General features: G+C 63.9%; 19 protein-coding genes, 1 tRNA gene and 1 pseudogene. 12 read left to right on the forward strand and 9 right to left on the reverse strand.

From position 1 onward, the window contains the following. Positions 1-2: 2 nt before the first annotated feature. The 3 genes from IEV62_RS18200 to IEV62_RS05140 form a co-directional block, all read right to left on the reverse strand. Positions 3-1232 carry a hypothetical protein gene (locus tag IEV62_RS18200; protein ID WP_229732825.1) on the reverse strand — a complete coding sequence of 410 codons (1230 nt, stop codon included), beginning with the start codon at positions 1230-1232 and terminating at the stop codon, positions 3-5. Positions 1233-1381: 149 nt separating this feature from the next. Continuing rightward, positions 1382-2668: a hypothetical protein gene (locus IEV62_RS05135; RefSeq protein ID WP_188445783.1), complete on the reverse strand. Its 1287-nt coding sequence runs from the start codon at positions 2666-2668 to the stop codon at positions 1382-1384. A gap of 46 nt (positions 2669-2714) precedes the next feature. Then, the gene (locus tag IEV62_RS05140; RefSeq protein WP_188445784.1) at positions 2715-2951 is read right to left on the reverse strand and encodes a hypothetical protein; all 237 of its coding nucleotides are present in this window, start codon (positions 2949-2951) and stop codon (positions 2715-2717) included. Between the two features lie 56 nt (positions 2952-3007). Between IEV62_RS05140 and rpoB the strand changes: the two genes are divergently transcribed. Beyond that, positions 3008-7189 (forward strand): DNA-directed RNA polymerase subunit beta, encoded by a 4182-nt coding sequence (gene rpoB, locus IEV62_RS05145; protein WP_188445785.1) that lies wholly within the window; start codon positions 3008-3010, stop codon positions 7187-7189. 141 nt (positions 7190-7330) lie between these two features. Next, on the forward strand, positions 7331-11623 hold the full coding sequence (gene rpoC / locus IEV62_RS05150) for a DNA-directed RNA polymerase subunit beta' (RefSeq protein WP_188445786.1): 4293 nt from the start codon (positions 7331-7333) through the stop codon (positions 11621-11623). Positions 11624-11716: 93 nt separating this feature from the next. On the opposite strand, the gene IEV62_RS05155 is transcribed toward rpoC, so the two are convergent. After that, positions 11717-12100 carry a hypothetical protein gene (locus IEV62_RS05155; protein WP_188445787.1) on the reverse strand — a complete coding sequence of 128 codons (384 nt, stop codon included), beginning with the start codon at positions 12098-12100 and terminating at the stop codon, positions 11717-11719. 142 nt (positions 12101-12242) lie between these two features. Between IEV62_RS05155 and IEV62_RS05160 the strand changes: the two genes are divergently transcribed. The 6 genes and pseudogenes from IEV62_RS05160 (at position 12243) to IEV62_RS05185 (ending at position 15985) form a co-directional block, all read left to right on the forward strand. Then, entirely contained in the window at positions 12243-12797 is a 555-nt protein-coding gene (locus IEV62_RS05160; protein WP_188445788.1) for a hypothetical protein, read from the forward strand. Beyond that, on the forward strand, positions 12794-13273 hold the full coding sequence (locus IEV62_RS05165; protein ID WP_188445789.1) for a hypothetical protein: 480 nt from the start codon (positions 12794-12796) through the stop codon (positions 13271-13273). Before IEV62_RS05160 ends, IEV62_RS05165 begins: the two co-directional genes overlap by 4 nt. A gap of 91 nt (positions 13274-13364) precedes the next feature. Then, complete coding sequence (gene modA, locus IEV62_RS05170) at positions 13365-14138, forward strand: molybdate ABC transporter substrate-binding protein (RefSeq protein ID WP_229732826.1); 774 nt, start codon at positions 13365-13367, stop codon at positions 14136-14138. A gap of 7 nt (positions 14139-14145) precedes the next feature. Next, entirely contained in the window at positions 14146-14829 is a 684-nt protein-coding gene (gene modB, locus IEV62_RS05175) for a molybdate ABC transporter permease subunit (protein WP_188445790.1), read from the forward strand. Then, on the forward strand, positions 14826-15593 hold the full coding sequence (gene modC, locus IEV62_RS05180) for a molybdenum ABC transporter ATP-binding protein (RefSeq protein WP_188445791.1): 768 nt from the start codon (positions 14826-14828) through the stop codon (positions 15591-15593). The genes modB and modC overlap by 4 nt, the downstream gene beginning before the upstream one ends. Positions 15594-15671: 78 nt before the next feature. Beyond that, a pseudogene (locus tag IEV62_RS05185) lies at positions 15672-15985 on the forward strand (GIY-YIG nuclease family protein). 455 nt (positions 15986-16440) lie between these two features. Here IEV62_RS05185 and IEV62_RS05190 read toward each other — a convergent pair. Together IEV62_RS05190 and IEV62_RS05195 are read right to left on the reverse strand one after the other, a co-directional pair. Beyond that, entirely contained in the window at positions 16441-19821 is a 3381-nt protein-coding gene (locus IEV62_RS05190) for a polysaccharide deacetylase family protein (protein ID WP_188445792.1), read from the reverse strand. 140 nt (positions 19822-19961) lie between these two features. Beyond that, positions 19962-20038, reverse strand: a tRNA-Pro gene (locus IEV62_RS05195). 428 nt (positions 20039-20466) lie between these two features. Between IEV62_RS05195 and pnuC the strand changes: the two genes are divergently transcribed. Both pnuC and IEV62_RS05205 read left to right on the forward strand, forming a co-directional pair. Then, positions 20467-21042, forward strand: a complete 576-nt coding sequence (pnuC, locus tag IEV62_RS05200) for a nicotinamide riboside transporter PnuC (RefSeq protein WP_188445793.1) — start codon at positions 20467-20469, stop codon at positions 21040-21042. Beyond that, positions 21039-21557 (forward strand): AAA family ATPase, encoded by a 519-nt coding sequence (locus IEV62_RS05205; RefSeq protein WP_188445794.1) that lies wholly within the window; start codon positions 21039-21041, stop codon positions 21555-21557. The genes pnuC and IEV62_RS05205 overlap by 4 nt, the downstream gene beginning before the upstream one ends. Before the next feature lies 1 nt (position 21558). Here the strand turns inward: IEV62_RS05205 and IEV62_RS05210 are convergent, their stop codons facing one another. After that, complete coding sequence (locus IEV62_RS05210; protein ID WP_188445795.1) at positions 21559-22092, reverse strand: peroxiredoxin; 534 nt, start codon at positions 22090-22092, stop codon at positions 21559-21561. 74 nt (positions 22093-22166) lie between these two features. Then, positions 22167-23135, reverse strand: coding sequence for a CsgG/HfaB family protein (locus tag IEV62_RS05215; RefSeq protein ID WP_229732827.1), 969 nt, complete (start codon positions 23133-23135; stop codon positions 22167-22169). 114 nt (positions 23136-23249) lie between these two features. On the opposite strand from IEV62_RS05215, the gene lepA reads away from it, so the two are divergent. Then, the gene (lepA, locus tag IEV62_RS05220; protein WP_188445796.1) at positions 23250-25112 is read left to right on the forward strand and encodes a translation elongation factor 4; all 1863 of its coding nucleotides are present in this window, start codon (positions 23250-23252) and stop codon (positions 25110-25112) included. Here the strand turns inward: lepA and IEV62_RS05225 are convergent. Next, on the reverse strand, positions 25090-25368 hold the full coding sequence (locus IEV62_RS05225; protein WP_188445797.1) for a hypothetical protein: 279 nt from the start codon (positions 25366-25368) through the stop codon (positions 25090-25092). The two genes, lepA and IEV62_RS05225, sit on opposite strands and share 23 nt — an antisense overlap. Positions 25369-25548: 180 nt before the next feature. Here IEV62_RS05225 and IEV62_RS05230 point away from each other — a divergent pair, with 180 nt between their 5' ends. After that, complete coding sequence (locus IEV62_RS05230; RefSeq protein WP_188445798.1) at positions 25549-26634, forward strand: DNA cytosine methyltransferase; 1086 nt, start codon at positions 25549-25551, stop codon at positions 26632-26634. Positions 26635-26689 lie beyond the last annotated feature (55 nt).

Genomic DNA, 26689 nt, shown 5'->3' on the forward strand with positions numbered 1-26689 from the left:
CTTCAGCGCAGCGCGGTCGCCGTATAGGCCAGTGCGCCGACGGTATCGTACATCCGCGCCGCGGCATCGAGGCGGAAGGGCTGAAGCTTGGCGTCGCCGCCGCGATCGATGCCCACGACATAGGAGCGCGCGGTCTGGCCGCTGAACCGCTCGCCATCCGCGTCCCAGTCATAGGTCACATTGACCGCCAGCACGGGCACGAACAGGGTCCGACCGCTTACCTCCATCACCTCGAGCGTCTCCTTGGGGTGCATCGCCATCCCGCCGAGATCGACCGTCGCGCCCGGCGGCAGATCGAACGGCGCGGTATTGGGCCGCTCGATCGGCATCGCGAACAGCGCCGCGAGCAGCGCATCCTGCCGCGGCCCCGAGCTCAGCAGGCGGACGTCGAGGCGAATGCCGGTGGCGGCGACCGCGCCGATATTCTGGATCAGGATGGAATATTCGACCGCCGCGCTCAGCAAGTTGGTCCCGGCCCGCTTGAGGACGATCCCCAGATCGAGGGTCGCGCGGGCAGCGGGAACGGCCACGGGTGCTGGTGCAGACGGCGGCGGCGGCGGTGGAGGCGGCGGTGGAGGCGGCGCTGCCGGTAGGTCGGCAGCGATCGCCGGCGTGTCGAACACGAAGATTTCGTGGCGGCGGTCGTCGCGCTGCTCGGCTTCGTCGTGCAATCCGCGCTTACGCCACCAACCGATTCCCGCCACTGCGAGCGTCGCCAATACGATCAGCAAGGTCTGCCACATCCACGGCTCCACCGCGAAGGATGGCTGGGGTGAAACCGGCGGCGCGGCGGTCGGCAACGGCGACGGGGCAACCTCGGGTAACGGCGACGCCTCGGGGACGGGCGGCAAGGGCAGCGGCGCAGCGAGGGTCGGTTCCGCCGTAGCGACCGGCGCGGGCGTCGCCGTGGCGCTCGGCAGCGCGCGCGGCAGCGGCGTTGCGATCGGTCGCGGCGCAACGGCGGGCGCTCGCACTGCGGCGGCACTCGGGCGCGGGGTCGGGGTCGCGCGGACGGTCGGCACGATCCGTGGTGGCACCACCGCGGGCGACGGTCGCGCGGCGCGCGGATTGGTCGTCGGCTCGGGCGTCGGCGCGGCGCGCGGCGTCGGGCGCGATGCGGGCAAGCTGAAATCGTCGAGCCCAGGCAAGGTCCGCGGCACCGGGGCGTTTTGCGCAAGCGCGGCGGCGGGCAGGAGGATGGCTGCGGCGAGCAGGGACAAAACAGTTTTCACCCGCGCGGCCATAGCGAACAATTGCGTCGTGCCAAAGCATGTCCTTGCTGGCGCCACGGCCAGACGCCGCAGCCGCCGGTCGGTGCGTCGCTCTGCCCTGCAAAACGGCCCGCCTTCCAGACGGAAGACGGGCCTGGCGCGGCGACGTTTTAGGCGTGTTGCGGTGTGCCGTACAGCCGCGCTTCAATGTCTTCATGCATCGACGGGCGATTGTTCTTGAGCGCGCCGAGCACGCCATCCTCCTGCATCATGCCGATCGCGAACGAGGCGTAGGTTCGGCCTTCGCTGCCATCGGCCAGGCGATAGCGCGCATCGGCGACGATCACCGGGTTGAACAGCGCCGCCAGATCGCGCTTGGGCAGCGCGAGTGTCGCATCGACTCGCGTCCCATCGCCCGCCGCGATGCTGACCGGGTTGGCGCTGGCATCGCCATGTTCGAGCAGCAGCTTCTCAACATCGGCGGCGTTTGCCGGCGCCGCTGCAAACAGGAAAGTCGAGATTCGGACATCATCCGCCGCGACCGATCCGGCATTGCCTACCGTCAGTTCGATTTCGACCAAAGCCTCGTCCGATGTCGTCCCGGCGCGCACCGGGCGCATCGAGAATTCGAGCCATGGACGGTTGGCGATGGGCGCATCGCCGTCGGTCAGCGCGGCGACATCTGCCCCGTCCGCCGCGACGATGTGCGTTTCATCGGCCGGAACCGGCGCTGGCGCAACGACCGGATCGGGGAGCTGGTCAGGACGCAGCAAGTGCGGTTCGCGAGCGATCGGCGCGGCGACAACCGGCGCGAGGATCGGGTCGCGCCGAGCGACGACTGGCTCCTGATACGCGGCCTCTTCATAAACGATCTCTTCCACTCGCGGACGGCGGCGGATGGCAAACAGACCGATCAGACCGATTAGGACTACTCCCGCCCCGACGATCCACGGCCAGATCGCAAAGCTCGCTTGCGTGGTGGTCTGCTGCGACGTGGTGGCGACTGGCGCTGCTGGCGTGACCAGACCGACCGGCGGCAATGTCTCCGCGATCGGGGTCGTGGCCGTGGTCGCCGGGGCAATCACGGCCGCTGGAGCAGCGACAACGGCGGCGGGATCGCGCGGGGACACCGATCCAGCGCGCGCTGCCGGAACCGTCCGTGCGGTGCGGCCGGCGGTCAAGCGCGGTGACGCCGTCGGATTGGCAGCCGGTGCGTCGGCAATGGTCGCGACAACGGGTGGCGGGGTTGCCGTGGTATAGTCCGGCACGACCTGTACGACGGGGGCCGGCGGCGCGAACACCGGTGCCGCGCTTAGCGCAGGCGCGCTTTGTACGAGCGGTGCGGGCGGCGGCGGGGCTTGCGGCGGGGCCTCCTGTGCAAACGCTGGCGACACCAGCATCAGGGTGGGAAGGAGCGCGATCAACGCGCGGGGCGAGCGGTTGGGTTTAATGTTCATAACGGAGTATCAATGAAGCGAACCGGCGATTCGACCCGCCAGATGCTCAGAATTGCGATAAAGCGGCGCATCGGGCCGACCAATTGAGCCATTTCGCGGATGCAGCACGCTGATTGACAGGCCCCAACCCGCTTCCTATATGGCTTTCTTCACCACACTCTTCGGGAAATGATGTGCCGTCGCGCAGCGCATCGATCGTATTGGGGTTTGTGGTTTCAAAGACGCCGAAAGCTGCTGTCGCTTCGCCCGTGCGGAGGATGAGCGGCTTTTTGTGTCTTTGCATTGCGTGCCCGCCCGGGCGTCTCCGGGCACGACTATTGGCTTGAGGGCAACATCTCCATGGCAACCAAAGCGATCGACGGCAGCACCCCAACGCGGCGCGCCGAAAGCGGAACGGCCAAGCGCCGCATCCGCAAGGTGTTCGGCAACATCCACGAAGTCGTGCAGATGCCGAACCTGATCGAGGTCCAGCGTGAATCCTACGAACAGTTCCTGCGCTCCGATCCGACGACCGGCTATGTTTCGGGTCTCGAAAAGACGCTGCGCTCGGTTTTCCCGATCCGCGATTTCGCCGGCACCGCCGAGCTCGACTTCGTGCATTACGAGCTTGAGCCACCGAAGTTCGACACCGACGAGTGCCGCCAGCGCGGCATCACCTATGCAGCACCAATGCGCGTTACGCTCCGCCTGATCGTGTTCGAGGTGGACGCCGATACCGATTCGCGCTCGGTCCTCGATATCAAGGAGCAGGACGTTTACATGGGCGACATGCCCCTGATGACGGGCAACGGCACCTTCATTATCAACGGCACCGAGCGTGTCATCGTGTCGCAGATGCACCGTTCGCCGGGCGTGCTGTTCGATCATGATCGCGGCAAGACGCATTCGTCGGGCAAGTATCTGTTCGCCGCCCGCGTGATCCCGTATCGCGGTTCGTGGCTCGATTTCGAATTCGACGCCAAGGACATCGTCAACGTCCGCATCGATCGCAAGCGCAAGCTGCCGGTGACGGCACTGCTGTACGCGCTCGGCATGACCGGTGAGGAAATCCTCAACCAGTTCTACAACCGCGTGACCTTCGTGCGCGGTCAGGGTGGCTGGATCATCCCGTTCCAGGCCGAGAACTGGCGTGGCCAGAAGCCGATGTACGACATCATCGACGCCAAGACCGGCGAAGTGGTGTTCCCGTCCGGCCAGAAGATTTCGCCGCGCGCTGCCAACAAATCGGCCAAGGACGGCCTCACCGACCTGCTGATCCCGACCGAGGAAATCTTCGGCCGCTACAGCGCCTATGATCTGATCAACGACAATACCGGCCAGATCTACATCGAAGCGGGCGACGAAGTGTCGGCCGAGAATCTCGAACTGCTCGATTCCGCCGGGATCGACCGGATCGAATTGCTCGACATTGATCACATCGCCACCGGCGCGTGGATCCGCAACACATTGAAGGTCGACAAGGCCGAAGAGCGCGAGCAGGCGCTGTCCGACATTTACCGCGTGATGCGCCCCGGCGAGCCGCCGACGCTCGAAACCGCCGAGTCGCTGTTCAGCGGCTTGTTCTTCGATCCCGACCGCTACGATCTGTCGGCAGTCGGTCGCGTCAAGCTCAACATGCGTCTCGACCTCGACGTCGAGGACACCGTGACGACGCTGCGCACTGAGGACATCCTCGCGGTTATCAAGACGCTGGTCGATCTGAAGGACGGCAAGGGCGACATCGACGATATCGATAACCTCGGTAACCGTCGTGTCCGTTCGGTCGGCGAGTTGCTCGAGAACCAGTATCGCGTCGGTCTGCTCCGCATGGAGCGCGCCGTGAAGGAGCGTATGTCGTCGGTCGACGTGTCGACGGTGATGCCGAACGACCTGATCAACGCCAAGCCGGCGGTTGCTGCGGTCCGCGAATTCTTCGGATCGTCGCAGCTGTCGCAGTTCATGGATCAGACCAACCCGCTGTCGGAAGTCACCCACAAGCGTCGCGTGTCGGCACTTGGACCAGGCGGCTTGACGCGTGAGCGTGCGGGCTTCGAAGTCCGCGACGTTCACCCGACGCACTATGGCCGCATCTGCCCGATCGAGACGCCGGAAGGCCCGAACATCGGCCTGATCAACTCGCTCGCCAGCTTCAGCCGCGTCAACAAGTATGGCTTTATCGAAACGCCGTATCGCAAGGTCATCGATCACAAGGTGACCGACGACGTCGTGTATTTGTCGGCAATGGAAGAAGCCAAGCACACGATCGCGCAGGCGAACGCCGAGCTCAATGCCGACAAGGGCTTTGTTGAGGAACTCGTCTCGTCGCGTCAGGCGGGCGAATTCCTGATGGCGATCCCCAACAACATCACGTTGATGGACGTGTCCCCCAAGCAGCTTGTCTCGGTCGCAGCATCGCTCATTCCGTTCCTGGAAAACGATGACGCCAACCGCGCGCTGATGGGCTCGAACATGCAGCGTCAGGCCGTGCCGCTCGTCCAGGCCGAGGCGCCGTTCGTCGGCACCGGTATGGAAGAGACCGTCGCGCGCGATTCGGGTGCGGCCATTTCGGCCAAGCGCGCGGGTATCGTCGATCAGGTCGACGCCGCTCGTATCGTCATCCGCGCAACGGGTGATGTCGAGGCCGGTCAATCGGGCGTCGACATCTACACGCTGATGAAGTTCCAGCGCTCGAACCAGAACACCTGCATCAACCAGCGTCCGCTGGTGAAGGTGGGCGACGTGATCACCGCCGGCGACGTCATCGCCGACGGCCCGTCGACCGAATTCGGTGAGCTCGCGCTGGGCCGGAACACGCTCGTCGCGTTCATGCCGTGGAATGGGTATAATTATGAGGATTCGATCCTCATCTCCGAGCGTATCGTGAAGGACGACGTGTTCACGTCGATCCATATCGAAGAGTTCGAAGTGATGGCGCGCGACACCAAGCTCGGGCCGGAAGACATCACGCGCGATATCCCGAACGTCGGCGAGGAAGCGCTCCGCAACCTCGACGAAGCCGGGATCGTGTACATTGGTGCCGAAGTTGAGCCGGGCGATATTCTCGCGGGCAAGATCACGCCCAAGGGCGAATCGCCGATGACGCCCGAGGAAAAGCTCCTCCGCGCGATCTTCGGGGAAAAGGCATCGGACGTGCGCGATACCTCGCTCCGTTTGCCGCCGGGCGTTGCCGGTACCGTGGTCGAAGTTCGGGTGTTCAACCGCCACGGCATCGACAAGGACGAGCGCGCGATGGCGATCGAGCGCGAGGAAATCGAGCGCCTGAAAAAGGATTCGGACGACGAGCGCGGCATCCTCAACCGTGCGACCTGGTCGCGCTTGAAGGACATGCTGATCGGCCAGACTGCCACCGCGGTGCCCAAGAACGGGCCGAAAAAGGGTGTGGTGATCGACGCCGATCTGCTCGACAGCATCGACCGCCACGAATGGTGGAAGTTCGCGGTCGCCGATGACCAGGTTCAGTCGAACCTCGAAGCGGTGAAGGCGCAATATGACGACGCCGCCAAGCTGATCCTCGACAAGTTCCACGATCGTCGCGACAAGCTCGAGCGTGGTGACGAGCTGCCGCCAGGCGTGCTCAAGATGGTCAAGGTCTTCGTCGCGGTGAAGCGCAAGCTGCAGCCCGGTGACAAGATGGCCGGCCGTCACGGCAACAAGGGCGTCATCTCGCGCATTCTGCCGGCGGAGGACATGCCGTTCCTCGCCGACGGAACGCCGGTCGATATCGTGCTCAACCCGCTGGGTGTGCCGTCGCGCATGAACGTCGGACAGATCTTCGAAACGCATCTCGGCTGGGCTGCCCGCAATCTTGGGCAGCAAGTCTATGCAGCGCTCGAGGAATGGCGCGAAGCCAACCCCAACCCGACGCCGAGCGACATGCCCGACGCGGTCAAGGCACGGCTGCTCGAAGTGTATGGCGATCATTATGCCGCCGACATTGAGGCGCGTGATGGCGAGCAGATCGTCGAACTCGCACAGAACCTGCGGACCGGCATCCCGATGGGAACGCCCGTGTTCGACGGCGCACGCGAGGCCGACGTTGCGGCGATGCTGGAAATGGCGGGTCTCGATACGTCGGGCCAGTCGGACCTGTTCGACGGACGCACCGGCGACAAATTCGATCGCAAGGTGACGGTCGGCATCATTTACATGCTCAAGCTCCACCATCTGGTCGACGACAAGATCCACGCCCGGTCGATCGGGCCGTACAGCCTCGTCACGCAGCAGCCGCTGGGTGGTAAGGCGCAGTTCGGTGGCCAGCGCTTCGGCGAGATGGAGGTCTGGGCGCTGCAGGCTTATGGTGCTGCGTACACCTTGCAGGAAATGCTGACGGTGAAGTCCGACGACGTGGTCGGGCGCACCAAGGTCTATGAGGCGATCGTCAAGGGTGACGACACGTTCGAGGCCGGCATTCCGGAGAGCTTCAACGTGCTCGTCAAGGAAATGCGCTCGCTGGGCCTCAACATCGAGCTGACCACCACCGAGCTGTTCGACAGCGACGGCGTCGCGATCGCGGCGGAGTAACATCTTCTCCCTCTCCCGCTTGCGGGAGAGGGTCGGGGAGAGGGCAGTGCCTCTTCCCAATCGTTTCCAGGCCGGGTGAGAGACTGCCCCTCTCCCCGACCCTCTCCCCGCCAGCGGGGAGAGGGAGAGAAGGAAGAAACTATGAACGAACTCACAAACTTCGCGAACCCGGTCGTCAAGGCCGAGACCTTCGACCAGATCCAGATCGGCATCGCCAGCCCGGACAAGATCCGCAGCTGGTCGTTCGGCGAGATCAAGAAGCCGGAAACCATCAACTATCGCACGTTCAAGCCCGAGCGTGACGGCCTGTTCTGCGCGCGCATCTTCGGTCCGATCAAAGATTACGAGTGCCTGTGCGGCAAGTACAAGCGCATGAAGTATAAGGGCATCGTCTGCGAGAAGTGTGGCGTCGAGGTCACCGTCTCGAAGGTCCGGCGTGAGCGCATGGGCCATATCGAGCTCGCCGCCCCGGTCGCGCACATCTGGTTCCTCAAGTCGCTGCCGAGCCGCATCGGCCTGCTGCTCGACATGCAGCTCAAGCAGCTTGAGCGCGTGCTGTATTTTGAGGCGTACATCGTGATCGAGCCGGGCATCACCCCGCTCGAAAAGTATCAGCTGATGACCGAGGACGAGCTCCTCGACGCGCAGGACGAATATGGCGAGGACGCCTTCTCGGCCGGCATCGGCGCCGAGGCCGTGCGCATCATGCTGCAGGACCTCGATCTCGAGGGTGAGCGCAAGGAGCTGCTCGAAGAGCTCGCCGTCACCAAGTCGGAACTGAAGCCCAAGAAGATCATCAAGCGGCTGAAGGTCGTCGAGAGCTTCATCGATTCGGGCAACAAGCCCGAGTGGATGATCCTCGAAGTCGTGCCGGTCATCCCGCCCGAGCTGCGCCCGCTGGTGCCGCTCGACGGTGGCCGCTTCGCGACGTCGGATCTGAACGATCTGTATCGCCGCGTGATCAACCGCAACAACCGCCTCAAGCGCCTGATGGAGCTGCGCGCGCCGGACATCATCGTCCGCAACGAAAAGCGCATGTTGCAGGAAGCCGTCGACGCACTGTTCGATAACGGTCGCCGTGGCCGCACGATCACCGGTGCCAACAAGCGTCCGCTCAAGTCGCTGTCCGACATGCTCAAGGGCAAGCAGGGCCGCTTCCGCCAGAACCTTCTCGGCAAGCGCGTCGATTATTCGGGTCGTTCGGTCATCGTGACCGGTCCCGAACTCAAGCTGCACCAGTGCGGCTTGCCGAAGAAGATGGCGCTCGAACTGTTCAAGCCGTTCATCTACGCCCGCCTCGATGCCAAGGGTCTGTCGATGACCCTCAAGCAGGCAAAGAAGTGGGTCGAGAAGGAGCGCAAGGAAGTCTGGGACATCCTCGACGAGGTGATCCGCGAGCATCCCGTGATGCTCAACCGCGCGCCGACGCTCCACCGTCTCGGCATTCAGGCGTTCGAGCCCGTGCTGATCGAGGGCAAGGCGATCCAGCTGCACCCGCTGGTTTGCTCGGCCTTCAACGCCGATTTCGACGGCGATCAGATGGCGGTCCACGTGCCGCTGTCGCTCGAAGCCCAGCTCGAAGCCCGCGTGCTGATGATGTCGACCAACAACATCCTCTCGCCCGCCAACGGCAAGCCGATCATCGTGCCGTCGCAGGACATGGTGCTGGGTCTGTATTATCTGTCGATGCTCAAGGAGAATGAGCCGGGCCAAGGCATGATGATTTCCGACATGTCGGAAGTGCATCAGGCATTGGAAGCCGGTGCAGTGACCTTGCACACCAAGATCATCAGCCGCGTTCCGCAGACCAATGAAGCCGGCAAGCAGTATCTCAAGCGCTATGAGACCACCCCTGGTCGCATGCTGCTCGGCGAGTGCCTGCCGCAATCGTCCAAGGTGCCGTTCGACACCGTCAACCGCCTCCTCACCAAGAAGGATGTGGGCGACGTGATCGACGAGGTCTATCGTCACACCGGCCAGAAGGAGACCGTGCTGTTCGCCGATGCGATCATGTCGCTCGGCTTCAAGCACGCCTTCAAGGCCGGCATCTCGTTCGGCATGGACGACATGATCATTCCGGACGCGAAGATCGCTTTGGTCGATGAGACCAAGGGTCTGGTGAAGGATTTCGAGCAGCAATATCAGGACGGTCTGATCACGCAGCAAGAGAAGTACAACAAGGTGATCGACGCGTGGAGCCGTTGCGGCGACCAGGTGGCGAACGCCATGATGGACGAGATCAAGGCGGTTAAGCATTACGAGGACGGCCCCAATAAGGGTCGCGAGAAGCCGATCAACTCGATCTACATGATGGCCCACTCCGGGGCACGTGGTTCGCAGGCGCAGATCAAGCAGCTCGCCGGCATGCGCGGCCTGATGGCCAAGCCGTCGGGCGAGATCATCGAGACGCCGATCATCTCGAACTTCAAGGAAGGTCTGACCGTCCTTGAATATTTCAACTCGACCCACGGTGCCCGTAAGGGCCTCGCGGATACGGCGTTGAAGACCGCGAACTCGGGCTACCTCACGCGTCGTCTGGTCGACGTGTCGCAGGATTGCGTGATCATGGAGCTCGATTGCGGTACGACCCGCGCGCTGGAAATGCGCGCGATCGTGCAGGGCGGCTCGACGATCGCGTCGCTCGGTGAACGCATCCTCGGTCGTACGACCGCGGAGGACATCATCGACAGCAAGACCGGCGAGATCGTCATCCCCTCGGGCACGTTGCTCGACGAGCCGATGATCCTGCAGATTGAAGCGGTCGGCACGCAGTCGTGCAAGATCCGCTCGCCGCTCGTCTGCGAGACCAAGATCGGCGTGTGCGGCAAGTGCTACGGGCGCGATCTCGCCCGCGGTACCCCGGTCAACATCGGTGAAGCGGTCGGCGTTATCGCCGCCCAGTCGATCGGTGAGCCGGGCACGCAGCTGACGATGCGTACCTTCCACATCGGTGGTGCGGCGCAGCTCAACGAGCAGTCGAACCTCGAGGCGCTCTCGGACGGCACGATGGAATATCGCGATCTTCGCATCATCACCGACCAGCGCGGCCGTCGCGTCGTGCTGTCGCGGTCGGGCGAAGTCGCGATCATCGACATGGACGGCCGCGAGCGCGCGGTGCACCGTCTCCCGTATGGCGCGTATGTGCTGTACGATGACGGGCACATCGTGTCGAAGGGCGATCGTCTGGCCGAGTGGGACCCGTTCACCATGCCGGTGATCACCGAGAATGGCGGCGTCGTGAAATATGTCGATCTGATCGAGGGCAAGACGCTCACCGAGCAGGCCGATGAAGCGACCGGCATCTCGCAGCGGGTCGTCACCGAGAATCGCGGCATCGCCTCCAAGAAGGAGGATCTTCGTCCGCGCCTGACCCTGACGGGTGAAAGCGCAGAGGAAGCCGGCCGCTACATGCTGGTCGCGGGTGCGACCCTCTCGGTCGAGGATGGCGCAACCGTCCATGGCGGCGACGTGCTGGCCCGTGTCTCGCGCGAGAGCGCCAAGACCCGCGACATCACCGGTGGTCTGCCGCGCGTGGCCGAGCTGTTCGAGGCACGGATCCCGAAGGAAGCGGCGATTATCGCCAAGGTTTCGGGTCGCGTCGTGTTCGGCAAGGATTACAAGGCCAAGCGCAAGATCGGCATCCAGCCCGAGGATGGCGGCGACGTCGTCGAGTATCTGGTGCCCAAGTCGAAGGTCATCGACGTGCAGGAAGGCGATTACGTCAAGCGCGGCGACAATCTGATTGGTGGCTCGCCTGATCCGCACGACATTCTCGAAACGATGGGTGTGGAGCCGCTGGCCGAATATCTCGTCTCGGAAATCCAGGAGGTGTATCGTCTCCAGGGCGTGAAGATCAACGACAAGCACATCGAAACGATCGTTCGTCAGATGCTGCAGAAGGTCGAGATCACCGACGGCGGCGACACCACGCTGCTCAAGGGCGAGCAAGTCGATCGCGACGAGATGGACGAGACCAACGCCAAGATCGGCAAGAAGGAGCGTCCGGCGCAGGGCAAGCCCGTCCTGCTCGGCATCACCAAGGCGTCGCTGCAAACCCGCAGCTTCATCTCGGCGGCGTCGTTCCAGGAGACCACCCGCGTCCTCACCGAAGCCTCGGTGCAGGGCAAGAAGGACACGCTCACCGGCCTCAAGGAGAATGTGATCGTGGGTCGCCTGATCCCGGCGGGTACAGGGGCAGGCATGAACCGCCTGCGCGTCACCGCCTCGTCGCGCGATGCGGCGATGCGCGTGTCGCAACGCCGGATGGCCGAAGCGTCGATCATCGCGCCGAATTCGGCCAAGGAAGAGCATGACGCCGAACTCAAGCGGTCGGCACGCGATGCCGGCGGCACCGGCGACGATGCGCTCGGCGCGGTCGTCACCAGTGGCACCGGCACCGATGCCGATGCAGGCGAGTATCTGAACAAGGAGTGATCCTGGTTCGGGTTACCGCCTGACCGACACACGAAAAAGCCGCCGTCCGGGTGACCGGGCGGCGGCTTTTTGTATATTGCCGACTGAAGACGATTATTTGGCGGGCGTCTCGCCGGTGGTGAATTTGATGGCCACGCCGGTTGCATTGGTCTTGCCCCAGCTCATCGCCGATACGTGCGAATCGCCATATTGCGCCTTGATGACGGCATCGGCACCAAGCTTTTCGGCGCGTTCCCACAGCTCGTTGTAGATTTTCTTCTGCGACGCTTCTTTGCTGAAGATCGTTGCCTTGCGGATCCCGGCCTTTACCTCGCCGATGACCCTATAGGGCCGGTCGGTGATGTCGTTCGGGAAGACCGGCACGCCGACATCTTCATTGACGACGACATAGGTCTTCTGTTCCTTGGCAACCGCTGCGGTCGATGGCGCGATAGCCGCCAACACCAGCAACGCGGCAGTATAACGACCTGACTTCATGACACTTCCCCCGGAGCTATCCATGCCATGTTCAGCACGGTGACACCTATTTGACCGAAGTCGAAGCGGCCCGCAATGGGCGTCGAGACTTGCTCCATATCGCGATATGCGGCACAAATCGAAAAAAGCGGGGGGATGCAGCATGGGTTTCGGTCATGGGTTGATTGCCGGTCTTAGCGCGCTGGCACTGGCCGGATCGGGTAGCGACGAGATTGCAAACTCCGGGTCCGAGAGCATCGTCATCAAGCAGGACACGCCGGTCGAACTGATGGCGACAGCCGAGGTCACCACGGCAACCGCAAAGCCGGGCACCGTGTTCAAGCTGCGGGTCAACCGCGCGGTCCTGATCGGTGGCAAGACAATCATTCCCGTCGGCACCCTGGCGTTCGGCGAAGTGACCGCGGCGAAGGATGCCGGGGGCCTTGGTAAATCGGGCAAGATGACGGCGCGGCTGCTCCGCATTCAGCTTGGCGACGCCGCGATCCCGATCGAGGGGACGGTCGACACCAAGGGCTCGGGCGCTGGCTCGGCCGGGGTCGCGGTTCTCGCGACCGGCCTCATGGGCGTGTTCCACCGGGGCAATAATGCGAAGATCAAAGCCGGCGAAATTCTGACCGGTTTCGTTTCCGAAGATGTCGCGATCGATCTGTTACCGACACCGCATCGACACACCTCGACTGCGGTGCCAGCGCAATGATCGCAGCATTCGTGGCGGTCATGCTGGCGATGGACGGAAACTGTCCGCCACCCCTCACCTTGCCTGCGGGTTTGGCTATCCCACTTGTCACCCTGGCACCCCTGTCGAGCAAGACCGCGCACACCGGCGATCCGATCGATCTGGTGACCAGCGATGATGTCGTCGTCGATGGTACGATTGCGATCCCGAAGGGTAGTGCAGCGCACGGCCAAGTCGCAGAGGCGCGCTCCACCGGCGGCCTCGGCGTCAATGGCAAGCTGACGCTTCGCCCGCTGTACCTGACGCTTGGCGATACCACCGTACGGCTGACCGGATCGACGATCGCGAAGCGCGAGGTTCCGGCGGGGACGGCGATCGGAATGGTGACGCTTACCCCCGTCTTGTCCGGTGCCACGGCGACGGTCGGCGCGCAGACCGTGATACCCGCCGCGGTTCTGAAAACCGTTATGATTGCGCAGTGCCCAAAGCCGAACTGACGCAGAATCCGGCGCGGAGCTGATACGCGGCGCACGGTTGCGCGGGAGCGGCAGACTATATACTTCGCAATATAGCGAGGTACCCAATTCCATGTTGCGCCGATCCCAGTTCTTGGGCCTGTGGGCCATGCTCGGCACACTGCTGGGAGCACCGGCTCATGCGCGCCCCGCCCCGCCAATCACCGTCTTCGCCGCCGCATCGCTGTCCGATGCGCTGCAAGCCGTCGGCAAGGCCTATACCACCCGAACCGGCGTGCCGGTGCGCTTCTCCTTCGCCGCCTCCAATCTGCTCGCCAGGCAGATCGAAGCGGGGGCGCGGGCGGATGTGTTTGTCTCGGCCGACGGGCAGTGGATGGATCATGTCGCGCGCGCAGGCCTGCTCGTCGCCGGAAGCCGCCGCGACGTGCTGCGCGGACGGCTCGTGCTGATCGCACCCGCCGACAGCCATACCACCCTGCGCATCGCACCAAACTTCCCGCTCGCCCAGGCACTCGGCCCGAATGGGCGGCTAGCGGTGGGCGATCCTGCCTATGTCCCGGCGGGCCTCTACGCCAAGGCTGCGCTGACCCAGCTCGGCGTGTGGCCCGCGGTGCAGGGCAAGCTCGCCCCCGCCGACAATGTCCGTATCGCGCTCTCCTATGTCGCGCGCCACGCGGCCCCGCTCGGCATCGTCTACGAAACCGACGCGCGCGCCGAGTCCGGCGTAAAGATCATCGGCATCTTCCCCGAAAACACCCACCCGCCGATCGACTATCCCGCCGCGATCGTGCGCGGGGCGGGGCCAGCGGCGCGCGGCTTTGCGGCGTATCTGAACGGTGCCGAGGCCAAGGCGATCTTCCGCCGCTTCGGCTTCCGGACCTTCTGACCCGCGGATGCTGACCCCGGAGGAATGGAGCGTCCTCGCGCTCAGCGTGTCGGTCGCGGGGCGCGCCGTGCTGGTCGGGCTGCCGATCGCGCTGGCGGTCGGCTGGACGATGGCGCGGACGCGCTTTCCGGGGCGGACGCTGGTCGATGCGGTGCTGCATTCGTCGCTGTTCCTCCCCCCCGTGGTGGTCGGGCTGGTGCTGATCTTGCTGTTCGGCGCGGACGCGCCGCTCGGCAAGGCGCTGGCGAGCGTGGGCATCCGGCTGATCTTCACCGCCAATGGCGCGGCGCTGGCGGCGGGGGTGATGGCGTTCCCGCTGATGCTGCGCGCTTGTCGTCAGGCAATCGAGAGCGTCGATGCGCGGCTCGATGATGTCGCGGCCAGCCTCGGTGCGGGCTTCTGGGACCGGATGTTCAGCGTGACACTACCGCTCGCCGCCCCCGGACTGATCGCCGCCGCGGTGATCGGCTTTGCCGCCGCGCTGGGCGAATTCGGCGCGGTGATCACCTTCGCCGCCAACATTCCGGGCGAAACGCAGACGCTCGCGCTCGCCATCTATGCCGCGCTCCAGCAACCCGGCGGCGAGGCGGTCGCGCTGCGCTTGGCGGGCATCTCCTTCACCGTCGCAATTGCCGCGCTGCTGCTGTCGGAGGCGCTGCTCGCTTATGGCCGCAAGCGGGCGGGCGCATGATCTCGGTCGCGGTCGAGCGGCGGCTGGGCGCCTTCACGCTCGACGTCGCGTTCGAGGGACCGGGCGACGGCGTGACCGCGCTGTTCGGCCCCTCCGGCGCGGGCAAGAGCGCCACGCTCGCCGCGATCGCCGGATCGGGCGCGGTCACGCGGGGACGGATCGTGCTGGGCGAGCGCGTGCTGACCGACACGGCGACGGGTGTGTTCGTGCGCCCACCCGCGCGGCGGATCGGCTGGGTGTTTCAGGATGCGCGGCTGTTCCCGCACCTGAAGGTCGAGGGCAATCTCCGCTACGGCCTCAAGCGCGCCCCGCTGCCCCACCGCATCGCCTTCGACCATGTCGTCGACGTGCTCGACATCGGCCATCTCCTCGCGCGCGGCGTCGCCGATCTTTCGGGCGGCGAGCGGCAACGTGTCGCGCTCGGCCGCGCGCTGCTCAGCCAGCCCGATCTGCTGCTGCTCGACGAACCCCTCGCCGCGCTCGACGGCGAGCGCAAGGCCGAGATTCTGGCCTATATCCAGCGGCTCAAGGCCGATTTCCGCTTGCCGATGCTCTACGTAACGCACGACGCCGACGAAGTGCGTAGCGTTGCGGACCACGTCGTGCTGCTCGAGGCGGGGCGCGTCGTGGCGGCGGGTGGGGTGGAGATCGCGCCGGGCGGGCGGCGCGCTGCGACGATCGTGGGACGCGATGGGGATGGGGTTCTGCTGCGCGTTGCGGGCGACGTGGCGGCGGGGGAGCGGGTTGATTTGAGGGTGGAGTGAGTGGCTACAGGTCGAGTCGATCGCCCTTCCGTCACCCTGGCCTTGTGCCGGGGTCCACCGCGCAGCAAGATGCTACGCATGACGATCGAGCGCGTCCCCTGCGTCTACATTCTGGCCAGTGGATTTAACGGTCGGCTTTACGTCGGCGTCACATCGAACTTGATCGGCAGGATTTTGCAACATCGCGCCGGGACGTTCGACGGCCACACCAAGAAATACGGGATAAAACGGCTCGTCCATTTCGAGACTGCCGACACGATGGAAGCCGTCTTTGCGCGCGAAAAGCAGTTGAAGCGCTATCGGGCGATTGGAAGCGCACCCTCATCGAGTATGAAAATCCGGCGTGGAATGATCTCGCTGTCGGACTCGGCCTTCCGCCCCTGACGGAGTGATCGCGGCGCGGTGGGCCCGGGCACGAGGCCGGGGTAACGGTGGTGAAGCAGTCCCCTGCCCGCAACCCCCATCATCCCGCTTTCCTACATACCCCCAATCTGTCAGCCTCGGTCGGTCCGCTCTTTCAAACCGTCGATCCTCCGCCGACCGCGCGCTCGAAAGCAGCGCCGATGGTGTGACTCGTGTGACTTTAGCGCGGGGTGGCGTTGGGTTGAGCCAGCAAGCCTCTCCCCTTCGGGGGAGGGGTTGGGGTGGGGCCTCTCCACGGGCACGTCGGTCTCGGTGAGACTGAGACGCCCCACCCCCAGCCCCTCCCCTGAAGGGGAGGGGAGAGCCAATGGCGTGACTCTTGTGACTTTAGCCGCGAGCCGAGCCCCACGTCCGACGCAAACATGCGCACACGCCTAAACTTCCCCTAACCTTCCGCCACGCGCAGCCCCAACCCCGCGAGCGCCTACCCCGCCTGTACCCGTCCGGTCCGCACCAATTTCCCCCACCCGACGCGCGGCCCCCGCAGCGCCTGCGCAATCGCCTTCAGCACGACATAATACATAATCTGGCGATACCCGATCCGTTGCGGGATCAGCAGCCACAGCAGCCGCCAATTCTCGCGCCGCTCCAGCGCGAAGGCGATCGTTGCCGCCAGCAAATCGATCGCGGTGAAGACCAGCCAGTAGAGCAGCATCTTCTCCAGATCGCCCTGCGTCTGCGCCCAGCCATGCGCCAGCACCGCGAGATAGGTCGTCACGAAGCTGACGATCAGCGCGAGATCGATGATCGGCGAAATCGCCGCGAAGACGATCTGGAACAGGATCGCCTGCGGCAGACCGACACGCGCAAGGCCGGCGGGCCGCCCGGTGCCGATGATGCTCCCATGCTTCCACAGGCATTGCAGCGTCCCGAACGCCCAGCGGAAGCGCTGCTTGGCGAGGCCCGTAATCGTCTCGGGCGACTCGGTCCAGGCGATGGCATATTGATCGTACGTGACCTTCCACCCGGCACGCTGGATCGCGATCGTCAGATCCTGATCCTCGGCGAGCGTATCGTCGGGATAGCCGCCGACCTGCCGGATCGTCGACAGCCGCCACGCGCCGACCGCACCGGGCACCACCGTCATCGCGTCGAGCCGCGCCAGCGCGCGCCGTTCGAGGTTCTGCGCAGTGATATATTCGACCGCCTGAAACTTGGTCAGCAGGTTGACGCGGTTGCCGACCTTGGCATTGCCCGCGACTGCGCCAATCTTGGGGTCGATGAACCAGCGCGCGAGGCGCGCGATCGTGGTCGGTTCGAACTGCGTATCGGCGTCGAGCGCGATGACGATCTCGCCCGTCGCCAGATCGAGCGCCTGGTTGAGCGCACGCGCCTTGCCGCCATTCTCCAGCGTGAGCAGCCGCACGCGCGGGTCATCGGCAAAGGCTTCGGCGACCACCGCGCTGGTGCGGTCGGATGACCCGTCGTCGATCACGATCACTTCGATCTGCACTTCAGTCGAGGCGAGCACGCCGCGCACCGCGCGTTCGATCACCAATTCCTCGTTGAACGCCGGGATCATCACCGTGACGAAGCGCGTCGGGTCGATCGCCGGGAAGATCGTCCGCCCCTCGCGCCGCGCCTGAATCAAGGCGAGCGCCGACAGGATCACCGCGCGGGCAATGCCGACGGTGATCGCGATGAAGAAGATCCACCCGAGCGAGACGACGATGAAGCCGAGCGCGCTGAACAGGAACAAGTCGGTCTCCGCCGCCGCACGGTCACTCGGCGAGAGCGTCGGCATCGCGACGTCGCGCGGGATGCCGGCCAGCGTCGAAACCGGCACAAAGGTGTAGCCTTTGGCCCGCAGCGTATCGATGATCACCGGCAGCGCCGCCACCGTCTGCGCACGGTCGCCACCGGCATCATGGAGCAGCACGATGTTGCGGCTGCACTGCGTCTCGGTGTCGACGGTGCATTTCGATGCGACCGGATCGGTGACTTGCGAAATTGTCGCGTCGATGATTTGCTGCACGCCCGGCCGTTTCCAATCGCCCGGATCGACGTGCAGCCCGACCGAGATATAGCCGCGGTCCTGCGCTTGCAGCGCGGGGTCGATTTCGTCCGCCGTGGTCGGCTCGGCATCGCCGAAATAGGGCGCGCGGAACAATCGCAGGCTGCGCCCGGTAAACGCCTGGAACAGCCGTTGGGTGGTGTTGAGCTGGAACGTCGTCTCGGTTTGCGACGCGCCGGCGAGATTGGGATGGGTGTAGGTGTGGCTGCCGACCTCATGCCCTTCGCGGACCATGCGTTCGAGCAGCGGGCGCTGCGTCAGCGCGTTTTCGCCGACGATGAAAAACGTGCCGGGGGCCTTTTTGGCTTTCAGGATGTCGAGCACGCGCGGCGTCCAATTCGGGTCCGGGCCATCGTCGAAAGTCAGCGCGACCAAGCCTGGCTTGTATCCTGTTCGCTCGACGACATAGGGCGAGGGCAGGATCGGGAAGCGCACGTCGCCAATTGCCCCGGCCTTGGTGGTCAGCACTTGCCGCACGCCTTGCACGGGCACGCTGGAAATCTTGAGAATTTCACCATTGCCCTCGATATCGACCCCGGTGCCCGCCGGGGTTTGCTCGATCGCCGATGCCGCCGGGAGTGTGCGGTGCGATCGCCCGAAGATCGACCACAGGCCGGGGTCCTCCGCCCCCAGCCGCCATACCGCGACGCCACCGAGACCGACGCTTTGCAGGAAGCGCATCTGGTTATAGGCCGACGCCGCGTCGAGCAGCCAGACGGTGTGGCGGCTCGTACCCTCCTCATAGGCGAAGCTGCTATTGCCGCTGGCCTTGTCCCACACCGGCTTGGCATCGGATTCGCGGGCGGCTTGCCACGCTTCGTCGATCGCGAGCGGCTCGCCATTGCCGTCATGCCAATCATAAGCGTAGCTGCCGATCGCCACGACGAGCTTTTCGCGCGGGACGCCGCGTGCGGCGCGCGCGACCGATTGCTCGAACCAGTTTTGCGAGGCGATCGGCCCAGGATCGCCGCTAATTTCATGCTCGTCATACGCCATCAGGAAGACGCGATCGACGACCTTGGCAAAGGCCGCAATGTTCCAGCCATTCTCGCCATCAGCTTCGCCGACCGGCACGGAAATGCCGATCACCCATTTGCGTTTGGCAAAGCGCACTTTGGTCTCGGCGAGGAAGGTGCGGTAATCGGCCTGGCCGCGCGGGCTCAGTTCCTCGAAATCGAAGAACGCGCCGCCCGCCCCGTTCGCCGCCAGCCACGGTTCGAGCCGGTCGAGCAACGCCTTGCGCTGCGCCGGGTCATGCAACAACGCCGCCATGCCCGGCGCGTCCCAATCCCCGCCGATCGCATTCTGGATCATCGGGAGAATCAACGGCCGCGTCGCCGCGCTGTTGATGATCGCGCGTCCGGCAGGATCACGGAACACGGTGATATGATGGTTGGCGCCGGTGACCGAGACCCAGCCCGGGATCAACCAGTCGAGCTCGCCGATATGGCGCCGGAGCGAGGCCGCCGAAGATTCATCCCACGGTACGTGGAAGCCGATTGCGAGGGGCTGGTTGGTCCCGACCCCGCGCGGCGCCGCGCCGAGCAGCCGGGCATAGCCATTGAGGTCATGCCGCGCACGTTTCAGCAAGGGGCCGGTCGGGGGCGGCAGTCGGGTGAGCGCAGGATGCTCGGCTTCGACCGGCAGCAAGGGCGCGCGGGGCACCGCCCCGATCGAGACGCCCAGCGCCACCACCGCCACCACAACCAGCAAGACAAATGCGGCGACCGCCACCGCGAAGCGCCGTCGCCGCCGCCCCGAAGCATCGTAGAAGACGGGGGCAAGGCTCATTTGTGGCAGTTCCTAGAACGCATCAACGGTGCGCTCGCATCGGCGCTTTGGCATGGCGGGAGGGCAACGCCCAGATGACATTTGCGTCACCGACGCCACCCTTACGCCTTTTATAGGAAATCGGATCGGGGAAAATGCAATGGTCGGGGCGATAGGATTCGAACCTACGACCCCTGGACCCCGAGACCAGTGCGCTACCAGACTGCGCCACGCCCCGACACATTGCAGGGTGCTGCGCGTAGCGGTCGGCTCCCGTGCTATCAAGTCAAAAATGCCGATGGCGGAACGCGGCACGCCGATCTGGGCCGAGCGCCCCGCTGGCCCCAACACATATTCGCGGCGAATTGTGCGGCAACCGCCGTTCGACGAAAACAGCACGCGACGGAAGTGGGTCACGTTGCGGGATTGCCTCGAGTCGGCCCGAAACCCCCGGACAATCGACTGATAGCGTGGTCCCGTTAAAAGCGACGTGTCGATCCAAAGCTATCGCGCGTCGATCAAGATCGGTTTCTGATCATTTCCGAGCTGCACGAAAGGGCCGTCCGGGCGACCGATCGACCTTTTTGGCGGCAGGCGATCGACACGGACACGGGTACCGTAAAATTAGCGGTTCAATCCTCCCGACGCACTCGATAACGCTGCGCAATGACCGGTCTCGAAATCGTCGCCTTCCTGCTCGGCATCGCCAATGTCACGCTGGTCGTACGGCGCAGCGTCTGGAACTACCCGTTCGGGCTGGTGATGGTCGCGCTATACGGCAGGATTTTCCTTGAGGCGCGGTTGTACAGCGACGCGATCCTGCAGATGTTCTTCTTCGTCGTGCAGCTTTACGGCTGGTGGAGCTGGGCGCGAAACCGCGCGCAAGCTGGGGCGGTAACGGTCGTCCGCCTCCGCAACCGCGACCAGGTGCGCTGGGCAATCGGGTGCGCCGTCGCCGCCGCTTTATGGGGCTATGGCATGCACCGCTTCACCGATGCGTCTTTCCCTTGGGCCGATGCGGCGCTCGCCATCACCAGCGTCGCCGCGCAGATTTTAATGTCGCGGCGTGCGATCGAGAATTGGTGGTTGTGGATCGCGGTCGATATCGGATCGGTCGGGCTCTATGCCGCCAAGGGACTGTGGTTGACGATGCTGCTCTACACGATTTTCCTCGGCCTCGCGATCTGGGGGTTGATCGATTGGCGCGCGGCCGAGCGGCGGCAGGAGCGTGCGGCGGCATGATCACGATCTGTCTCCACGGCCCCGAAAGCACCGGCAAATCGACGCTGATCGAACAGCTTGCCGCACGGTTCGGGACGATCTTCGTCCCCGAATATGGCCGCACCTTTGCCGAGACCCACGGCACCAACTTCAGCATGGCTGATCTGGTCGAGATCGCGCAGACGCACGACGCGATGACGCGCGCGGCGCTGGCGACCGGTGCCGATCCGCTCTTCCTCGATACCGATCCGCTGATGACGGCGGTATGGGCCGCCATGCTGTTCGGCGATCGCGACCCGTGGTTCGCTGCGTGGCGCGGCACCGCCGACTTGTATCTGCTGCTCGATATCGATTTGCCGTGGATCGACGATGGCACGCGGCTGTTCGGCAGTGCGGCCGCACGCCGACGCTTCTTCGATCTGTCGCGTGCGGAGCTTGACCGGCGCGGCGTCCGCTACGCCCTCGTCAGTGGCCAGGGCCCCGACCGCCTCGCCGCCGCGCTGGCAGCGATCGAGGCGATGCGGCTGGACGAATAGCTTACTTGCCCTTCAGGGCCTTCACCGCCGCCATCGTGCCGCTGACATGGCCGGCCGGGTTAAGGTCCGACAGGACATAGGCGATCTTGCCGGTTTTCGCGATCACGTAGGAGGTACGGTTGGTCCAGCCGGTCTTTTGCGGCAGCGTCACGTCATAGCCGCTGATCGTCGCAGGCGTTGCCAGCCCGACCGGGAATTTGCTTGCGCATTCCTTGACCGAGAATTCCTTGATCCGCTCGGCATTGCCTGCGGTCAGGCCGATCAACGACGCGCCGTTCTTGGTGAATTCGGCGCTCGCCTCGGCAAACTCATGCGCCTCGACCGTGCAGCCCGAGGTAAAGGCGGCGGGGAAGAAATACAGCACCACCGGCCCCTTCTTGAGCGCGGTGGCAAGCGTGAAGGTGAAGGACGTGCCGCCCAGCGCGGCGTCGGTGGTGAAGGCGGGAGCCTTATCGCCGACTTTCAGCGCGGCATTGGCGGGCACGGCCGCCACGAGTGCAAGGGCAGCGGCGGCAAGCGGGGCGGTGAACTTCATGGCAACGTCTCCTGATAGCGTTGCCCCACGCTACCCTGCCGACCGCTCCACCGCCAGTGCGATTGCCGCCGCGATCAGCGCGACGGTGCAAGTTTGGTGTTGATCACCCAGCCGACATTGTCGTTTTCATCGGCGACTTCCCACCACAGGCCATTCTTATTGCCGGTGGGATAAACGATCGAGCCTGCCGGCAAGGTCCGTAACACCCGCCCAGCGGCGCTGGCGGTGGAGCGGAGCGCGAGCGGCCCCTGCGCGGTGAAGGTCTTGGCGGGGGCGGCCTCGGCCGTCCCGGCATCGCCGGCATTCACATAGCCGAGATCGTTGACCAGCTTACCATAGGCCTGGATAAACGCCAGCGTCACGATCCGCCCGATATCAGTGTTGTCATACCCGCCGCCGATCACGCCGCCACCGGCGACACCGGCAAACACGCCACCACCGCCGCCAAAGCTGAGGCTGTTCTTGGCGGCATAGCCATCCTGCGTCGCCAGCGTCTCGGTCGTGCGGACGTTGGTGATCGACAGCACGACATTGGCTTCCATCTTCCGGCTGCGGATGCCGCCGACGATTCCGCCGACAGGCCCGCCGAGCAAGCCGCCGAGGCCAGCCGCGATGCCGCTGCCGCTGGCATTGCTGTTGGCACCCTGCACTTCGGCTTGCAGGACGTAGTCGGCCGCCTTGATCTGGCCCTGGCCGACGTTGGAACGACGCTGGAGGCCGAGATCGTTACCGAAGTCGCGCTCACGCTGTGCGGCTTGCAAACCGCTGCCGCGATCGACGATGTTGAAGCAGCCCGACCGCTGGAACAGCACCTTGAGCAGCTTCTGTGGCGGCGCGAGGCTATACTGCGTCCACCCGCTCGGGTCGTGGCCATCGGCGATCGAGATCGTGCCATGCTTGGTTGCGTATCGCGGCACGTCGTTAATCGTCGCTTCCTGCAGCTTCCGCGTGCGAGATGGCTTGGCGAGCCGCTGCGCCTGGGCTTGCGCCGATACGAGTGCGAAAACGATTGCCGTCGTTGCCCCAAAACGTCGCTGTGTCACCGTCGCTGCCCCGCCCGTGAATCGATATCCTCACAGATTACGCGGTTCTCAGATGCGCGAATAGGACCATTGCGTCGATGCCGGCGGGCTTTGTGCGGGCGGGCCGGCGATGCTATGGCAACGCTTATTCTCTTCAGCACGAACCCGGGCGAATACGTGACCCCTCTTCAGAACATCCGCAATTTCAGCATTATCGCTCATATCGACCATGGCAAATCGACGCTTGCCGATCGCCTGATCCAGGCGACGGGAGGGCTCACCGACCGGGAGATGTCCGAGCAAGTTCTTGATAACATGGACATTGAGAAAGAGCGCGGGATCACGATCAAGGCGCAGACGGTGCGGCTGCGCTATACCGCGAAGGACGGGATCGAATATGCCCTGAACCTAATGGACACCCCGGGCCACGTCGATTTCGCCTATGAAGTCAGCCGCAGCCTCGCGGCGTGCGAGGGCGCGTTGCTCGTCGTCGATGCAGCACAAGGCGTCGAGGCGCAGACGCTCGCCAATGTTTATCAGTCGATCGAGCACAATCACGAGATCGTGCCGGTCATCAACAAAATCGACCTGCCCTCGGCCGATCCCGAAAAGGTCAAGGCCGAGATCGAGGAAGTGATCGGGCTCGACGCGTCGCAAGCCGTGTTGACCAGCGCCAAGGCCGGGATCGGTATTGCCGAAGTGCTCGAAGCGATCGTCACGCGCATACCGCCGCCGCAGGGCGATGCCGAGGCACCGCTCAAGGCGATGCTGGTCGACAGCTGGTACGACCCATATCTCGGCGTCGTCATCCTCGTCCGCGTGATGGCGGGCGTGCTGAAAAAGGGCCAGCAGATCAAGTTCATGTCAGCCGGCACCGTCCATCTGGTCGACCGCGTCGGCTGCTTCCGCCCCAAGATCGAGCAATTGACCGACCTTGGCCCCGGCGAGATCGGCTTCATTACCGCGCAGATCAAGGAAGTCGCGCAAACCCGCGTCGGCGACACGATCACCGATGCCAAGCGCCCCGCCGCCGAGGCGCTGCCCGGCTTCAAGGAAGTCCAGCCGGTGGTGTTTTGCGGCCTCTTTCCGGTCGATGCCGCCGATTTCGAGAAATTGCGCGAGAGCATCAGCAAGTTGCGGCTCAATGACGCGTCCTTCAGCTTCGAGATGGAAACGTCGGCGGCGTTGGGCTTCGGCTTCCGCTGCGGGTTTCTCGGGCTGCTCCATCTCGAAATCATCCAGGAGCGGCTGACGCGCGAATATGATCTCGACCTGATCACCACCGCGCCCTCGGTGGTGTACGAAATCGAGCTGACCCATCCCGACCCGGCGGGCACGACGCATTTCGAGCTGCATAACCCCGCCGACATGCCCGAACCCAACAAGATCGCGACGATCAGCGAGCCGTGGATCGAGGCGATCATTTACGTCCCCGACGAATATCTCGGCAGTATCCTGAAGCTGTGCCAGGACCGGCGCGGCATCCAGAAGAACCTGACCTATGTCGGCGGCCGCGCGCAGGCGACGTATGAATTGCCGCTCAACGAAGTGGTGTTCGATTTTTACGACCGGCTGAAATCGCTGTCCAAGGGCTATGCCAGTTTCGATTATACCCAGATCGGCAACCGCGAGGGCGACCTCGTCAAGATGAGCATCCTCGTCAATGAGGAGCCGGTCGACGCGCTCAGCATGATCGTCCATCGCGGCACCGCCGAGACGCGCGGGCGCGGCATGGTCGAGCGGCTGAAGGAGCTGATCCCGCGGCATTTGTTCAAGATCCCGATCCAGGCGGCGATCGGCGGCAAGGTGATCGCACGCGAGACGATCAGCGCGATGCGCAAGGACGTGACCGCGAAATGCTATGGCGGCGACGCCAGCCGCAAGCGCAAGCTGCTCGACAAGCAAAAGAAGGGCAAGTTGAAGATGCGCGAATATGGGTCGGTGAGTATTCCGCAGGAGGCGTTTATTGCGGCGCTTAGGATGGGGGACGAGGGCTGAGCCTCTTCTTCTGAATCTTTGCGGCCTGTTCGTAGATCGGCTTGGACAGATCGACCCCCTTGCGGACCGCAAATTCCCCGGACAGGGCACCATAGCCCTTCAAGTCGAGCACTTTGCCGCTCGCGGAATCGCGGATCGTCGTCGGAAAGCCCTTGCCGTGTCGGTCAAAGATGAAGCCACTCGGCGAGGGGGTGGGCAACGCTGTGGCTATGTTGGGAATATGAGCTACACTTCGAATGGCGGCAAGATTGCTCACCGATGCACCGGCAAGATTTAGCTGTTTTCGCGCCTGCCCGGAAAATTCGCCGGAGCGGATAAATTAGCCTGGAACATATCACGAACTAAACCATACAGATTTGGGATTTTCTGGAGTTGGTTAATGTCCGATTCTAATTTCGCTTGGAAGGCCGCTTCAACGCGGCCAATAAACAACTCAATGGCCCTCAAGCACACTTTTTATGAGTTTTTCGCCGGGGGTGGCATGGCGCGCGCTGGCCTAGGCCCAAATTGGTCTTGTTTATTTTCCAATGATTTCAGTGATATGAAATCGCGCGCGTACATCGAGAATTGGGGTAAAGACGATTTTGTGGGTGGGGACATCGGAAAAGTCTCCACGAGCCAATTGCCCAACCGTGCCGATTTGGCGTGGGCTTCGTTTCCGTGCCAAGATTTGTCGCTGGCTGGCAACTACAAGGGTCTTGGAGAATCGTCGGCGGCGGTAATGACCCGCTCGGGTACGTTCTGGCCCTTCTGGTCACTGATCACCAAGCTATGTTCTGAAGGCCGAGGTCCTCGCCTGATCGTGCTGGAAAACGTGGTAGGTGCCATCACGTCGCGAGAGGGTCAAGATTTCGCTGCGTTATGCAGCTCTTTGACTGAAGCAGGCTATACCTACGGCGCGATGGTTGTTGATGCCCGCCATTTTGTGCCACAAAGTCGGGCTAGCGTATTTTTTATTGCCGTAGCTAAAGATGTTTCGGTTCCAGTGAATTTAACCCTGCCCCGTCTAGACGAAACATGGCATCCTGCTGCGCTGGTTGAGGCGCAAGCTCGATTGGAGGGCAAGGCGAAAAGGCAATGGGTATGGTGGCACCTACCAACCCCGCCCGTTCGCAATATTGGGTTCGCAGACATTATCGAAGAAAGGCCTGTCGGTTGCCGATGGCACTCCAAAGCGGAAACCGACCGTCTTCTGGAAATGATGGCCCCGCTCCACAGAGCAAAAGTCGAACGAGCTCGAACGACCGGCACACGGCAAGTCGGTGGCGTTTACAAGCGTACTCGGCTCGACGAATTTGGCGTGAAGCGTCAGCGCGCTGAGATACGGTTCGATGACACCGCTGGCTGCCTCCGGACTCCGGCGGGCGGCTCAAGTCGCCAAACGATCGTAGTGGTCGAAGGTGACTCAACGCGATCGCGCCTTTTATCGCCACGAGAGGCGGCGCGTCTCATGGGGATAGATGACAATTACAAATGGCTTTGTTGCATAACGTCGCGAGAGCATAACCGCGCTTTTACTTGAAGATGTTATGAGAGGCGGACGGTCACCGGTGTTCCTATTTCGGAGAAGCGATTCA

The sequence above is a fragment of the Sphingomonas psychrolutea genome (assembly GCF_014636175.1).
Classification (GTDB): domain Bacteria; phylum Pseudomonadota; class Alphaproteobacteria; order Sphingomonadales; family Sphingomonadaceae; genus Sphingomonas; species Sphingomonas psychrolutea.

Coding starts and splice junctions, on each gene's coding strand:
- IEV62_RS05205 (WP_188445794.1), top strand. CDS start 21,039: ATGATCACGATCTGTCTCCACGGCCCCGAAAGCACCGGCAAATCGACG.
- modA (WP_229732826.1), top strand. CDS start 13,365: ATGTTGCGCCGATCCCAGTTCTTGGGCCTGTGGGCCATGCTCGGCACA.
- IEV62_RS05190 (WP_188445792.1), bottom strand. CDS start 19,821: ATGAGCCTTGCCCCCGTCTTCTACGATGCTTCGGGGCGGCGGCGACGG.
- IEV62_RS05155 (WP_188445787.1), bottom strand. CDS start 12,100: ATGAAGTCAGGTCGTTATACTGCCGCGTTGCTGGTGTTGGCGGCTATC.
- modB (WP_188445790.1), top strand. CDS start 14,146: ATGCTGACCCCGGAGGAATGGAGCGTCCTCGCGCTCAGCGTGTCGGTC.
- IEV62_RS05160 (WP_188445788.1), top strand. CDS start 12,243: ATGGGTTTCGGTCATGGGTTGATTGCCGGTCTTAGCGCGCTGGCACTG.
- rpoB (WP_188445785.1), top strand. CDS start 3,008: ATGGCAACCAAAGCGATCGACGGCAGCACCCCAACGCGGCGCGCCGAA.
- IEV62_RS05165 (WP_188445789.1), top strand. CDS start 12,794: ATGATCGCAGCATTCGTGGCGGTCATGCTGGCGATGGACGGAAACTGT.
- IEV62_RS05135 (WP_188445783.1), bottom strand. CDS start 2,668: ATGAACATTAAACCCAACCGCTCGCCCCGCGCGTTGATCGCGCTCCTT.
- IEV62_RS05210 (WP_188445795.1), bottom strand. CDS start 22,092: ATGAAGTTCACCGCCCCGCTTGCCGCCGCTGCCCTTGCACTCGTGGCG.
- IEV62_RS05230 (WP_188445798.1), top strand. CDS start 25,549: ATGGCCCTCAAGCACACTTTTTATGAGTTTTTCGCCGGGGGTGGCATG.
- rpoC (WP_188445786.1), top strand. CDS start 7,331: ATGAACGAACTCACAAACTTCGCGAACCCGGTCGTCAAGGCCGAGACC.
- lepA (WP_188445796.1), top strand. CDS start 23,250: ATGGCAACGCTTATTCTCTTCAGCACGAACCCGGGCGAATACGTGACC.
- IEV62_RS05140 (WP_188445784.1), bottom strand. CDS start 2,951: ATGCAAAGACACAAAAAGCCGCTCATCCTCCGCACGGGCGAAGCGACA.
- modC (WP_188445791.1), top strand. CDS start 14,826: ATGATCTCGGTCGCGGTCGAGCGGCGGCTGGGCGCCTTCACGCTCGAC.
- pnuC (WP_188445793.1), top strand. CDS start 20,467: ATGACCGGTCTCGAAATCGTCGCCTTCCTGCTCGGCATCGCCAATGTC.